The 13,271-nt window shown below is 60.1% G+C and carries 16 protein-coding genes; 6 read left to right on the forward strand and 10 right to left on the reverse strand.

All coding sequences use genetic code 11. The annotated features are described in order from the left end of the window. Window positions 1-137: 137 nt before the first annotated feature. Window positions 138-902, reverse strand: a complete 765-nt coding sequence (locus tag ACA049_RS07845) for a helix-turn-helix transcriptional regulator (protein WP_497334453.1) — start codon at window positions 900-902, stop codon at window positions 138-140. A 129-nt stretch (window positions 903-1,031) separates the two neighbouring features. On the opposite strand from ACA049_RS07845, the gene ACA049_RS07850 reads away from it, so the two are divergent. Beyond that, window positions 1,032-1,847, forward strand: a complete 816-nt coding sequence (locus ACA049_RS07850; RefSeq protein ID WP_010461962.1) for a UDP-2,3-diacylglucosamine diphosphatase — start codon at window positions 1,032-1,034, stop codon at window positions 1,845-1,847. A gap of 109 nt (window positions 1,848-1,956) precedes the next feature. On the opposite strand, the gene ACA049_RS07855 is transcribed toward ACA049_RS07850, so the two are convergent. Together ACA049_RS07855 and ACA049_RS07860 are read right to left on the reverse strand one after the other, a co-directional pair. Next, window positions 1,957-2,547: an HD domain-containing protein gene (locus tag ACA049_RS07855; protein ID WP_497334456.1), complete on the reverse strand. Its 591-nt coding sequence runs from the start codon at window positions 2,545-2,547 to the stop codon at window positions 1,957-1,959. Window positions 2,548-2,645: 98 nt separating this feature from the next. Then, entirely contained in the window at window positions 2,646-2,957 is a 312-nt protein-coding gene (locus ACA049_RS07860) for an Mpo1-like protein (protein WP_497334458.1), read from the reverse strand. Window positions 2,958-3,120: 163 nt separating this feature from the next. On the opposite strand from ACA049_RS07860, the gene ACA049_RS07865 reads away from it, so the two are divergent. After that, window positions 3,121-4,182: an AraC family transcriptional regulator gene (locus tag ACA049_RS07865; RefSeq protein ID WP_497334460.1), complete on the forward strand. Its 1,062-nt coding sequence runs from the start codon at window positions 3,121-3,123 to the stop codon at window positions 4,180-4,182. Here ACA049_RS07865 and ACA049_RS07870 read toward each other — a convergent pair. Then, on the reverse strand, window positions 4,139-5,593 hold the full coding sequence (locus tag ACA049_RS07870) for a TrkH family potassium uptake protein (protein WP_497334462.1): 1,455 nt from the start codon (window positions 5,591-5,593) through the stop codon (window positions 4,139-4,141). The two genes, ACA049_RS07865 and ACA049_RS07870, sit on opposite strands and share 44 nt — an antisense overlap. 122 nt (window positions 5,594-5,715) lie before the next feature. On the opposite strand from ACA049_RS07870, the gene ACA049_RS07875 reads away from it, so the two are divergent. Beyond that, entirely contained in the window at window positions 5,716-6,279 is a 564-nt protein-coding gene (locus ACA049_RS07875; protein ID WP_497334464.1) for an NAD(P)H nitroreductase, read from the forward strand. A 112-nt stretch (window positions 6,280-6,391) separates the two neighbouring features. Here the strand turns inward: ACA049_RS07875 and ACA049_RS07880 are convergent, their stop codons facing one another. The 6 genes from ACA049_RS07880 to ACA049_RS07905 all read right to left on the reverse strand — a co-directional run bounded on the left by ACA049_RS07880 (window position 6,392) and on the right by ACA049_RS07905 (window position 10,844). Then, window positions 6,392-7,732, reverse strand: a complete 1,341-nt coding sequence (locus ACA049_RS07880; protein ID WP_497334466.1) for a sensor histidine kinase — start codon at window positions 7,730-7,732, stop codon at window positions 6,392-6,394. A 199-nt stretch (window positions 7,733-7,931) separates the two neighbouring features. Beyond that, the gene (locus ACA049_RS07885; RefSeq protein ID WP_497334468.1) at window positions 7,932-8,381 is read right to left on the reverse strand and encodes a Spy/CpxP family protein refolding chaperone; all 450 of its coding nucleotides are present in this window, start codon (window positions 8,379-8,381) and stop codon (window positions 7,932-7,934) included. Between the two features lie 357 nt (window positions 8,382-8,738). After that, window positions 8,739-9,416 carry a response regulator transcription factor gene (locus ACA049_RS07890; protein WP_027922300.1) on the reverse strand — a complete coding sequence of 226 codons (678 nt, stop codon included), beginning with the start codon at window positions 9,414-9,416 and terminating at the stop codon, window positions 8,739-8,741. Between the two features lie 7 nt (window positions 9,417-9,423). Beyond that, on the reverse strand, window positions 9,424-9,837 hold the full coding sequence (locus ACA049_RS07895; protein WP_497334470.1) for an SH3 domain-containing protein: 414 nt from the start codon (window positions 9,835-9,837) through the stop codon (window positions 9,424-9,426). Between the two features lie 109 nt (window positions 9,838-9,946). Next, the gene (locus ACA049_RS07900; RefSeq protein WP_008156126.1) at window positions 9,947-10,246 is read right to left on the reverse strand and encodes a YciI family protein; all 300 of its coding nucleotides are present in this window, start codon (window positions 10,244-10,246) and stop codon (window positions 9,947-9,949) included. Between the two features lies 1 nt (window position 10,247). Beyond that, window positions 10,248-10,844, reverse strand: a complete 597-nt coding sequence (locus ACA049_RS07905; protein ID WP_497334472.1) for a septation protein A — start codon at window positions 10,842-10,844, stop codon at window positions 10,248-10,250. Window positions 10,845-10,931: 87 nt separating this feature from the next. On the opposite strand from ACA049_RS07905, the gene ACA049_RS07910 reads away from it, so the two are divergent. Genes ACA049_RS07910 through ACA049_RS07920 form a run of 3 tightly spaced genes read left to right on the forward strand, consistent with a single transcriptional unit; the run spans window position 10,932 to window position 13,260 of the window. Beyond that, the gene (locus ACA049_RS07910; RefSeq protein WP_033053481.1) at window positions 10,932-11,795 is read left to right on the forward strand and encodes a PHP domain-containing protein; all 864 of its coding nucleotides are present in this window, start codon (window positions 10,932-10,934) and stop codon (window positions 11,793-11,795) included. 13 nt (window positions 11,796-11,808) lie between these two features. Continuing rightward, window positions 11,809-12,438: an L-threonylcarbamoyladenylate synthase gene (locus ACA049_RS07915; RefSeq protein ID WP_497334474.1), complete on the forward strand. Its 630-nt coding sequence runs from the start codon at window positions 11,809-11,811 to the stop codon at window positions 12,436-12,438. Continuing rightward, complete coding sequence (locus ACA049_RS07920; protein ID WP_046032782.1) at window positions 12,439-13,260, forward strand: segregation and condensation protein A; 822 nt, start codon at window positions 12,439-12,441, stop codon at window positions 13,258-13,260. It begins immediately after the preceding gene. Window positions 13,261-13,271: the final 11 nt, after the last annotated feature.

A 13,271-nucleotide genomic window follows, 5' to 3' on the forward strand; every position in this document is an offset into this window, starting at 1 on the left:
TCTTTTGACTTTGATTTTAAAAAACAAGATCAAAAGATCGCAGCCTCGTTTCACTCGACAGCTCCTACAGTCCTACAGTTCAGCAGTCCAACGGTCCTACATTGAACCGTGTGGCGCCGGTTGTGTCTGTCGGCAAACTATCGACTTTTGTCGCCAGCCTCGCGCCGCAGTTTGCCCGGGGTCGCCCCAAACTCGCGCAACACCGCCGCCGCAAACGCACTTTGAGAACTGTAACCGACCCGACTGGCAATCTCGCCGATGGGCAATGGCGAATCCCGCAACAGCCCCACCGCAATATGCAGCCGCCGACTGCGGATGTAATCCATGGGCGTCTGCCCGCATTCAGCGATAAACCGCGCATGCAACCGAGCACTGGACAACCCGGCGATGCCTGCCAGATCGGCGACTTGCAGCGGATACGCCGCGTACTGATCGATGTGCACATTCAGCGCCGCATACGGCAGGCGTCGACCGCCCACGATTTCAGGCCTGGCGTTGTTGAGGCTGGCCAACAGCAGCACCGCACCTTGCTGGGCAATCAGCGGGTCACTGACCTGACTGCCCGCCAACCAACTCACCAATTGGCTTTGCCCGGCATCCAGCGGCAGGCGACCGGCGTTGTCGAGCAACCGGCGGCTGGCGTCGGCGTGATCGCCAAGGGACTGCGAAACCCATTGATCGCTCGGTATATCCAGCACCAGGCAGCGGCTGCCATTGCTGCTGCCGCAGGCATGATGGAAACCCGACGGCACCACCACGAAACTTTGCTGAACCACCTGACTGCCATGCCCGTCGACCTCGAAATCCAGCGCACCCGACAGCCCGAACACCAGTTGCGCGTGGTCGTGGCTGTGGACGATCAGGTCTTTGGTGTATTGGCGAAGCGTGAGGATCGGTCTCATCGCAGGTCTCCAAGTCTAGATGCGGCCAGTCTACACCGGCCGGGCGTTGTCACAGGATTGACTCGCGGTTGTCATGGGCAATTAACCGGACCGGCGCAAGCTTGCCAAAACTTGCCCAGAGGGTTGCCCATGACCAGCGCCGAGCTCGCCAAACCCAGCCGTAAGCAACGTGTGCGGACCTTGTGGATTTCCGATGTGCATTTGGGCACCCGGGACTGCCAGGCCGAACACCTGTCGCAGTTTCTCAAGGGCTATCACGCGGACAAGATCTACCTGGTCGGCGACATCATCGACGGCTGGAAACTGCGCGGCGGCATGTACTGGCCTCAGGCGCACACCAACGTGATCCGCCGCTTGCTGACCATGAGCAAGCGCGGCACCGAGGTGATCTACGTCACCGGCAACCACGACGAATTCCTGCGCCGCTACTCGAAGCTGATTCTGGGCAATATCCAGCTGGTGGACGAAGCGGTGCACGTGACCGCCGATGGTCGCCATCTGTTGGTGATCCATGGCGACCAGTTCGACGTGATCACCCGTTATCACCGCTGGCTGGCGTTTCTGGGCGATTCGGCCTACGAGTTCACCCTGACCCTCAACCGCTGGCTCAATCACTGGCGCGCCCGATATGGCTACGGCTACTGGTCGTTGTCGGCGTACCTAAAGCACAAGGTGAAAACCGCAGTCAGTTTCATCAGCGATTTCGAAGAAGCCATCGCCCACGAGTGCGTGAAACGCGAGTTGCATGGGGTGGTGTGCGGGCACATTCACCATGCCGAGATTCGCAAGGTCGGCGGGGTGGATTACCTCAATTGCGGGGACTGGGTGGAGTCGTGCACGGCGTTGATCGAGCATTGGGACGGGTCGATCGAGTTGTATCGGTTGGCGGATGCGCAGGCGCGGGAAGCGGAGTTGAAAGCCTTGAAGATTGCAGAGCCGGCGTGAACAGCAATATCAAAAAGATCGCAGCCTCGTTTCACTCGACAGCTCCTACAAGGGCCATGCGTACACCTGTAGGAGCTGTCGAGTAAAACGAGGCTGCGATCTTTTGATCTCAAGCCGGCGAATGTTCCTCCATCGCCGCTTTGTAAATCGAATTCTTCGGCTGCGCAAACAACCGCTCCATCATCGGTTCAAAGAAGCTCAGCGGTAATGTCTCATAAGCCGGATCAAACGCCGCCGCATCGTACTTGGCACAAAATTCAATGGTCGCCTGATACTGCGGATGCCCGTTGAATTGCTCGCGTAAATGCCGATCCATCCCCAGGTGATGAAAGAAGTAATACCCCTGGAATATTCCGTGCTTCTCCACCATCCACAGGTTCTCGGCACTGACGAACGGCTTGAGGATTGCAGCAGCGATGTCCGGATGGTTGTAGGAACCCAGCGTGTCGCCGATGTCGTGAAGCAGCGCGCAGACCACATATTCTTCATCGCGGCCATCGCGCCAGGCACGGCTGGCGGTTTGCAAGGAGTGGGTCAGACGATCCACCGGGAAGCCGCCAAAATCACCCTCCAGCAATTTCAGGTGCGCCACAATTCGTGACGGCAATTGCTTGGCGTAGGCACTGAAGTCGGCGGCGATGATTGCCCAGTCTTCCTGCGTGCCGTCCTGCATGTGGGTGAATCGGGCGTTGGCGTTCATCAGCTATCCTCTTGTTCTATCGAAAGGGATGTCTTGAGTGTAGGACTTGGATCCAATATCGCACTGGCTACGCAGGACGCTTTGCTGGCCAATGGAGCCTAGAACGGCACGCGACCCAGAAGCATGTCGCGGTACATGACAAAGTCGCCGAGCAGACTATAAAGAGGATGCTGGAACGTGGCGGGGCGGTTCTTCTCGAAGAAGAAATGCCCGACCCAGGCGAAGCTGTAACCCGCCAGCGGCAAGGCCAGCAGCATCAACCAGGCGCCTTTGCCGATGGTCAGCGCCAGAATGAAGATGACCAGGCTGGTACCGACAAAATGCAATCGTCGACAGGTGCTGTTGCTATGTTCGCTGAGGTAATACGGGTAGAACTCAGCGAAGCTGTTGAAACGTCTGATGTTTTCCACGACTGCGATCTCTGTGGTTATTGTTCTGATTGCAAGTTGTTCTGCGGGTAGCTTATTTGAGTCTAGAGTGATCATTGGCATCAGCCAGTGACAATGGGCGCCACTTTAGTATCCTTCGCAAATTTGCCGCGGTAGACGGCTCACAAAACAGTAAGTAAACGCCATGAGCGAACGAACGACTTCTGCAAGCTGGGCGATGGGGATTGTCAAAGCACTGGAAATGGACGGCCTGGATTGCCGGGCACTGTTCAAGCAGCTGGGGCTTGACTACGCATCGCTGGATGATCCGGATGCGCGCTTCCCGCAAGACTCCATGACACGGCTGTGGCAGCGCGCGGTCGAGCTGTCGGGCAACCCGGCGATTGGCCTGAACATGGGCAAGGTGGTGCGACCGGCCTCTTTTCATGTGGCCGGCTACGCGCTGATGTCCAGCCAGACCCTGGCCGAAGGCTTTCAGCGGCTGGTGCGCTATCAGCGGATCATTGCCGAAAGTGCTGACCTGAGTTTCCGCCTGCTGGATGAAGGGTATGCGCTGATTCTGACGGTGCACGGCGATCACTTGCCACCGACCCGCCAGAGCGCCGAAGCGTCGCTGGCCTGCGCGCTGGCGCTGTGCGGCTGGTTGACCGGGCGCACGTTGCAACCGCGCAAGGTGCTGATCCAGGGCAATCAGCCCGTCGATCTCGAACCCTATAAACTCGCTTTCCATGCGCCGCTGGTGTTCAACGCGCCTTATGACGCCTTGATCTTCGAACGCGCCGACATGGAGGCGCCACTGCCGACCGCGAACGAGGCGATGGCGTTGTTGCATGACCGGTTTGCCGGCGAATACCTGGCGCGGTTTTCCGAGAGCCGCGTCACCCACAAGGCGCGGCAGGTGCTGTGCCGTTTGCTGCCCCAGGGCGAACCCAAGCGCGATACGGTGGCACAGACGCTGCACTTGTCGCAGCGCACGTTGCAGCGCCGCTTGCAGGAAGAAGGCACCAGTTTTCAAACGTTGCTGGACGACACTCGACGTGAACTGGCCGAGCAATACCTGGCGCAGCCCAGCATGACCTTGCTGGAAATTGCCTACCTGTTGGGGTTCGCCGACCCGAGCAACTTCTTCCGCGCCTTCAGGCGCTGGTTCGACGCAACGCCCGGCGAGTACCGGGCGCGGCTGACGGGCACGCCGGCGGTTGTCAGTGGCGCCAGAACGCAGGAATACACAGAACAAACACCGTAATGATCTCCAGTCGGCCCAGCAGCATGCCGAACGAGAGAATCCACTTGGCGGCGTCCGGCAGGGTGGCGAAGTTACCCGCCGGGCCGATGGTCTCGCCCAGTCCCGGACCGACGCCGGACACGGTGCTGGCCGCACCAGTCAGGGCGGTCATCCAGTCGACACCGAGCAGCGACAGCAGCAATGCAATCACGCAGATGGTGATGGCGAAGAAGAATGAAAAGGTCAGGATCGACCGCACGATCTCTTCGTCGAGACGGTGGCCGTTGTACTTCTGCTTGATCACCGCGCGCGGGTGAATCAATTGGTTAAGGTTGGCCTTGAGCAGGATGTAGGCGACCTGGAAACGGAAAATCTTGATCCCGCCCGCCGTCGAGCCCGAGCAACCGCCGACAAAACCCAGGTAGAAGAACAGCATCAGCGAGAAATTGCCCCACAGGCTGTAGTCCCCCAGTGCAAATCCTGTCGTCGTGACCACCGAGGTCACGTTCAGCGCCACATGCCGTAGCGCCTCCAGCCAATGCAGTTTGGTGGTCCACCAGTACCAGGTGCCGAGCACCAGCCAGGTCACCAGCAACATGCCGAGCAAGCCTTGAACCTGCTGATCCTTGATCAGTGCCCGACGGTTGCCGCGCAAGGTCGCCACGTACAGGGTGAACGGCAGGCTGCCGAGAATCATGATGACGATCGCCACCCAATGCACGGCAGGCTGCGTCCACTTGGCCAGGGACTGGTCCGAGGTGGAGAACCCGCCTGTGGAGATCGCCGACATCGCATGGTTGATCGCATCGAACGGGCTCATTCCGGCCCACCAGAACGCCAGGCTGCCGAGAATGGTGATGCCCACATACGCGGCAACGATCAAGCGCGCCACCATGTGCGAGCGGGGCATGACCTTTTCGGAGCGGTCGGACGATTCTGTCTGGAACAGCCGCATGCCACCGATGCGCAGCAGCGGCAGAATCGCTACCGCCATGCCGATAAAGCCGATGCCGCCAATCCAGTGCAGCAACGAGCGCCACATCAAGATGCCGGGGGACATGTTGTCCAGGCCCGTGAGCACCGTCGAACCAGTGGCGGTGATGCCGGACATGCTTTCAAAGAACGAGTCGGTGTAGCTGATGTGCTGGGTCAGCAGAAACGGCAACGCGGCGAAGATGCACACCACAAGCCAGCTGCTGACGGTCAGCAGGTACATGTCGCGCGGCCGCAGGTGCACGTGTTCCGGGCGACCGGGGATGACCAGCGCGAGGCCTGCGACAAAGGTGATCATGCTCGCCCAGAGGAACGACGGCAGATCGCCGGTGCGTTCGAAAATCACCAGCGTGGCCATGGGCACGACCATGGCGATGGCCAGCGTGATCAGGAAGATGCCGATGATAAAACCAATAGTCCGTAAGGTCGGCAACGCCATGAAGTCCGCTCGGGCTGAAGAAGGGAAGGCCGCCATTCTACCTGCGGGGCAGGGCATGTAAACCGGCACCGCCAACGCACTTGCAGCTAGAATAGCCGCACATATTTTTCAGGAGGTGGCCGATGCAGGCTCTCGACGCTTTGCTCAACCGTGTTTCCGTTCCACGACTGCTCGAACCGGCCCCCACTGCAGAACAGCGTGAAGTGCTGTTTGCCGCCGCAATGCGCGCGCCGGACCACGGCCATTTGCAGCCTTGGCGATTTTTGACAGTGGAAGGTGCAGCGCGCGAGCAGATGGGCGAGTTGCTGGCCGAAGCGGCGAAGCTGCAAGACAGCGACGTGTCCGAAGCGGCGTTGGACAAGGCACGTAACGGCCCATTGCGTGCGCCGCTGGTGGTCGTGGTGATTGCGCGGATACAGGATCACGTCAAATACCCGAAATCCGAGCAATTGCTGGCGGCGGGATGTGCGGCTCACGGGATTCTGCTGGCGGCTTATGCGCAAGGTATTGGTGCGGTGTGGCGCACAGGGGATCTGGCCTATTCGGCGCATGTGGCCAAGGGTTTGGGGTTGGCGGAGGGAGAAGAGGTCATCGCGTTTCTTTACCTGGGCACGCCGCAGAAAGAACCGCGCGTGGCGGAGAAGGTGGATTTGACTGAGTTTGTCAGCGCCTGGCCTAAGGGCTGAAGATCAAGAGATCGCAGCCTCGTTTCACTCGACAGCTCCTACAGGGGCACGCGTAAACCTTGTAGGAGCTGTCGAGTAAAACGAGGCTGCGATCTTTCAAGTCACCACTGCGTTACGGTTGAATTACTGCGCCTGGCACCAACGGCAATTCCAGGCTGGCAATGAATCCGCCTTGCGGATGATTGGCCAGCACCAGGCTCCCGCCATGCCGCTCTGCCGCGCGACGCGCAATGGCCAATCCCAAGCCATGCCCGGCCGCGCTCTGCCCCGGTGCCCGATAGAACGGCTCACCCAGCAGATTCAAATGCTCGGCATCGACACCGGGCCCATGGTCCCTGACGCTGACCACAATCCGCTCACCCTGACGCACCGCCTGCATTTCAATTGACTGCCCCACGGGATTGAAGCGCTGGGCGTTGCGCAGCAAGTTGTCGAGGGCACGCTCGATCATCGTCGGCCAGCCTTTGAGGTTCAGCTGCGGTTCGGCGTCGAGGCGCACGGTCTGCTCCGGCGAACCCAATTGCGCGTCCTTCTGCAGCGTGTTGAGCAACGCATTCAGGTCCACGTCTTCAGCACTGGCGTTGTCGGCATCGACCCGCGCCAGCACGAGGATTTCGCTGATCAGCGCTTCGAGTCGATCGCACTCACGGGTCAAGCGTGGCGCGAGTTTTTCCCGTTCTTCGGGAGTGGCCCGTTCGGCCAGCGCCAAGGCAATGCGCAGTCGCGCCAGCGGTGAACGCAGTTCATGGGACACATCGCGCAGCAATTGCCGCTGGCTGCCGATCAGGCTTTGCAGGCGCGCGCCCATGCGGTTGAAGTCGTTGGCCAACACACCAAACTCGTCGCGACGGTTGGCGAGTTTCACCAGGCTGTTCTGCTGATAGGTGGTTTGCCCAAGGTCATGCACCGCGCCGCGCAAGCGGTTGAGCGGTCGGGTGATGGACAAGGTCACGAACAGGCTGAAGAGGGTCAGCACCACCAGCGCAATACCCAGCGCGCTCAACGGCCAGAGCAGGCTTTCGCGGTGCCATGAGTCCAGTTCCGGGTGTGGAATACGGTAGATCAGCAGGTAGGTGTCGCCGGTTTTTGCGCTGGTGTATTCGTCGGTCAGACGTCGCCACGGCAGGCGGCGATCGTCGTTGTTCTGCCGTGCTTCGAAAGCCGCTGCACGGCGGGGGAAGGTGCCGCGCACCACCGGGTCGCCGCTCTCGTTGAGCACCTGAACGTCGATGTGATACTGGCGTTTGCGCTGCTCCAGAATGTCCTGGGCCGCTTCTTCGCCCTGGGCTTCGTAGGTTTGTGTCCATTGTTCGGCGAGGGTGTTGAGGCCCGGGTGGCGGCTGAGAATCCACGCGTCCTGGTTAAGCATGTGCCCCAGCAGAATGGACAGCCCTGCAACCAGAGCGATGGCCAGCCAGAAGCTGGCCAGGATACGCCAGAACAATGAGCGCACAGAAAATCCTCAGACAATGAAAACCAATGTGGGAGCGGGCCGACCTGTAGGAGCGAGGCTTGCCCGCGAAAGCGATTTAACATTCAACACCGCTGTTGATCATGAAATCGCTTTCGCGGGCAAGTCGGATCGCCGCACCGCTCGCTCCTACAATGGCAAAAAACCCGACGGGGTTAGCCGTCGGGTCCGGGTTAACGCATTATTGCGCTTTTTGCGGTTGTTGCGCCTTCCACGCCTTGAACTCGGCCCATTCGGCGCGGCGCTCAGCCTTTTTCTTCTGGATCTCGTCGAATTTCTTCTGTTGATCCGGTTTCAGCAGGCCACGGACATCGGCTTCAGCTTTTTTGTGGTTGGCGGCCATTTCATCTTTCATGGCTTTCTGGTCGGCTGGCGAGAGTTTCTCCAGGTACTTGTCGACCACTTGCTTACGCTCGTGCATCTGCTCGCCCATGATTTTGCGGATCTGCTCGCGCTGTTCGCGGCTCAGGTCCAGCTGGCTGTACGGGCCTTTACCGTGCATGCCGTGCATCTGACCGCCGTGGCGCGGGCCGTCCAGCGGGCCACCCATCGGGCCGGCACCTTCAGGCATGGCCATGGCTACGGTCGGCAGGGCGGCAGCGAACATCAGAGCGATAAGAGTCTTGCGCATGGTGAATCTCCTTGTCTCGTTCCCGGTACGTTCCGGATGAGTTCAGATTACGGAGATCAAGGTCAGCGGCGGTCAGCGGAGCGTAAAGCTTGGGTAAAGACGGGTTTCGACCTTCCTGACAAATCCACCTCATTGCTGACATACCCAACCCCTGTAGGAGCTGTCGAGTGAAACGAGGCTGCGATCTTTTGACTTTGATTCTTTAAAAACAAGATCAAAAGATCGCAGCCTCGTTTCACTCGACAGCTCCTACACAGCTCCTACACAGCTCCTACACAGCTCCTACACAGCTCCTACACAGCTCCTACACAGCTCCTACACAGCTCCTACACAGCTCCTACAGGGGTCGAGTCGGGTTCAGAGGCTGTAGTAATAGCCGCGGCTACGCAGGGCGACGATGCGCGGGCGGCCGTCGGGGTGCGGGCCGATCTTTTTGCGCAGGTTGCTGACGTGCATGTCCAGGCTGCGGTCATACAGGGTCAGCTTGCGGCCGAGGGCGATTTGCGCCAGTTCCTGTTTGTCCAGCGGCTCGCCGGGTTGCTTGAGCAGGGCTTCAAGCAGACGACTTTCGGAGACGGTGAGGGTGAATTCCTGTTCGTCGATGCTGACCACGCCACGCACCGGGCTGAAGCACAGGTCGCCGAGTTCGAGCTGGCTGGACACCGCCGCCGGATGACTGCGGCGCAGTACCGCGCGCAAACGGGCTGTCAGTTCCCGTGGGTCGCACGGCTTGGCCAGGTAATCGTCGGCGCCGAGTTCCAGGCCGAGGATACGATCCAGTGGCTCGCCACGCGCAGACAGCATCAGCACCGGCAAGTCCGGGTGATCGCTGCGCAATTGCTTGAGCAGTTCCAGACCGCTGCCGTCTGGCAGCATCACGTCCAGCACCACGGCGGCGGGGGAGGTTTCAGCCAGCGCACGGCGGGCACTCTGGCCGTCGTGACAGGCACGGACCTGAAAGCCTTCCTGGCTCAGCCAACTGCTCAGGAGCTCGCACAGCTCCTGGTCATCATCAATTAATAACAGCTCGCTCATCACTCACTCAATTTAGCCATTGCCGACGTTTTCTGGTGGCACCGCTGGCGAAGATACCGCAGAGCAGGGCCAATAGTGCAACCCCACCTCCGATTACGAACCATTGCTGCTGATCAGTCAGCAGACGTGGCAGCGGATTGCTGGCCTGGGCTTCCTTGAGTTGCAGCTTGAGGCGCTGATTCTCCTGGCGCAAACGGCTCAGCTGAGCGCTTTCGCGTTCCGCGTCGGTATTCTGCAATTGCTTGCTCAGTTCTTCTCGTTGCTGTTCGCTGACCTTCAAGCGCTGCTGCAACTCAGTGATCTGGCTGCCGGCACTCAACGACAGCGGCGTCGAGCTATGACCCTCGGCGTTTTCTTCACCGTGGGCAGGGGCCACGATCGACAACGTCACCAACATCAGACACAACGGACCTTTGCGCATCGCCACTCCTGATTCCAATACGAGTATTGGGCAGGTTGTCGGCCGTTAAACGAGAATAATGAGCGTTGAGAGCGCGATGAACCGACAAGGTTCACCGCGAGGCAGGACTTTATGGCAGGACTTGCTTGAACGGCTTGACCGAAACGTTGGCGTAGACGCCGGCGGCGATGTACGGATCGGCATCGGCCCAGGCCTGGGCGGCGCTCAGGGAATCGAATTCGGCGACGATCAGGCTGCCGGTGAAACCCGCAGCGCCCGGATCATTGCTGTCGACCGCCGGATGCGGACCGGCCAATACGATACGACCTTCGCCCTTGAGCACTTGCAGGCGCTCGAGGTGGGCAGGCCGTGCGGCCAGGCGGGCTTCCAGGGAGTTGGCGACGTCTGTGGCAATGATTGCGTAAAGCATGTCAGTCCTCGGTTTTTGGCGTGGTGGTATCGGCGTCGTGCAGGTGGCGGGACAGGTAAATGCCCTGGGCGACCAGGAACAGCAACGTCATGCCCAGGCTGCCGAAGACTTTGAAGTCGACCCAGTAGCTCTGGAACGTGAACGCGACGAACAGGTTGGCGGCACCGCAAAACAGGAAAAAGCCGATCCAGGCGATGTTCAGGCGCGTCCAGACCGGGTCCGGCAGGGTCAGTGCGTGGCCCATGATGCGCTTGATCAGCAGTTGGTCGCCGATGAAGTGGCTGCCAATGAACGCGAGGGCGAACAGCCAGTTGACCACCGGCGCTTTCCACTTCAGGAAGGTTTCGCTGTGGAACGCCAGGGTCAGGCTGCCGAAGACCAGGCAGGCGATGAGGGTCAGCCACTGGCTCTTCTCCAGCTTGCGCTGCTTGATGAACAGCGCGCCGTACACCACCAGGGAGCTGATGATCAGCATCGCGGTGGCGCTGTAAATACCGCCTACAGTCAATTGATAACCGCCGATGTCGACGACCCGTGGATCAATTTTGAAAACGATGAAAAACAGCAGGAGCGGGATGAAATCGATGAATTGTTTCACAGTGGCAGCCAGAAGCAGGATGTGGCGGCATAATAACAAACATATGGGCGCGCGATAGCGCCAGCTGATTTGAGGTAACACATCCCCGTGAATGTCGATTTGCACTGCCATAGCACCGCCTCCGATGGCGCTCTCGCGCCTGCTGTCCTGGTGGCGCGTGCGTTCGAGAAAGGCGTGCGAGTCCTGGCCTTGACCGATCACGACACCCTTGAAGGCCTCGATGAGGCCCGCAGCGCGGCAACAGCGCTGGGGATGCAACTGGTGAACGGCGTCGAATTGTCCTGCACCTGGGGCGGCGCGACCATTCATGTGCTCGGCTACGGATTTGATGTCAATGCCGTACCGTTGGTCGAGGCGATCGCCAAATTGCACGATGGCCGCTGGCTGCGGTCCGAAGAAATAAGCCGCAAGCTGGCGTTGAAAGGCATGCCCGGCGCGCTGGAAGGTGCACGGGCCATCCAGCAGGAACTGGGCGACAGCGGCAATGCGCCCGCCCGCCCGCACTTCGCCGACTGGATGGTGCGTGAAGGTTTTGTAAAGGATCGCGCCGAAGCGTTCCGCAAATGGCTGGGCGCCGGCAAACTGGGCGACGTCAAGCAGCACTGGCCGACCTTGGAAGACACGGTCGAAACCCTGCGGGCCGCGAAGGCCTGGGTCAGCCTGGCGCATCCGTGGCACTACGATTTCACTCGCAGCAAGCGTCGCCGCCTGATTTCTGACTATATTCAAGCCGGGGGCCACGCAATTGAAGTGGTCAATGGCCATCAGCCCGCCGAGCAAGTGGGCAGCCTGGCCATTCTGGCCCGCGAGTTCGGTCTGCTGGTCAGCGCCGGCAGTGATTTTCATGGCCCTGGAGGCTGGTCCGAGATCGGCGAATACCGCCCGCTTCCGGAGGATCTGCCACCACTGTGGTGTCGATTCAAACATGACCCAATTATTGCCGCCGTCTGAACAGGTAGAGAATGTGAGTCAATTTTTCCAGATTCATCCGGAAAACCCGCAAGCGCGCCTGATCAAACAGGCTGTCGAGATCATCCGCAGCGGCGGGGTGGTGATTTATCCCACAGACTCGTCCTACGCCATTGGTTGCCAGATCGGCGACAAGGTTGCCGTGGAGCGCGTACGCCGTTTGCGCGGGCTGGATGACAAACACAATTTTGCGCTGATTTGCAGCGACCTGTCGCAGCTGGGGCTGTTCGCGAAGATCGATACCGGCACCTTCCGCCTGCTCAAGGCGCACCTGCCGGGGCCTTACACCTTCATTCTCAACGCCACCCGCGAAGTCCCGCGGCTGTTGCTGCACCCGAAAAAACGCACCATCGGCCTGCGGGTGCCAAGCCATCCGATAGCCCTGGCGCTGCTGGAAGAATTGGGCGAGCCATTGATGAGCGTGACCCTGATCCTGCCCGGCGAAACCGATCCGATGAGCGATCCGTACGAAATGCGCCAGATACTCGAGCATCAGGTCGACCTGATCATCGATGGCGGTTTCGGCGGGATCAAAGCGTCCACCGTGATCAACCTCGCCGACGGCGAGCCGGAAGTGATCCGTGTCGGTTGCGGCGACCCGACGCCGTTCATGGCCGAGGCGTAGATGTCTGCAGTAGAACCCGTTGTCGACAGTCAGGCCGGCGCCCAGCAAGAGCTGCCCTTCGCCATGGTCTATGGCCAGGCGGTCCTGGAAATGCCGCTGGACCTGTACATCCCGCCGGATGCGCTAGAGGTTTTCCTTGAAGCCTTCGAAGGCCCCCTCGACCTGCTGCTGTACCTGATCCGCAAACAGAACATCAACATCCTCGACATCCCCGTGGCGGAAATCACCCGCCAGTACATGGGGTATGTCGAGTTGATGCAGTCGGTACGCCTGGAACTGGCCGCCGAGTACCTGGTGATGGCCGCGATGCTGGCCGAAATCAAGTCGCGGATGCTGTTGCCGCGTGCCGAAACCATCGAAGACGAAGAAGACGACCCGCGCGCCGAGCTGATCCGTCGCTTGCAGGAGTACGAACGCTTCAAGGCAGCGGCGGAAGGCATCGATGGCCTGAGCCGTGTTGGCCGTGACGTGGTGGTGCCGAAGCTGGATGCCCCGGAAGCCCGGGCGCGCAAGCTGTTGCCGGATGTGCGTTTGTCAGAGCTGCTGCTGTCCATGGCCGAGGTCCTGCGCCGTGGCGACATGTTCGAAAGCCACCAGGTCAGCCGCGAGGCGCTGTCCACCCGCGAACGCATGAGCGATGTGCTGGACCGGCTCAAGGGCGGCGGTTTCGTGCCCTTTGTCGAGCTGTTCACCGCTGAAGAAGGACGTCTGGGGGTGGTGGTGACCTTTATGGCGATCCTCGAACTGGTCAAGGAATCTTTGGTCGAGCTGGTGCAGAATGAGCCGTTCGCGGCGATACATGTGCGAGCCCGAGCCGAATAACGAGTTGAATC

Source organism: Pseudomonas sp. LBUM1662 (assembly GCF_059695915.1).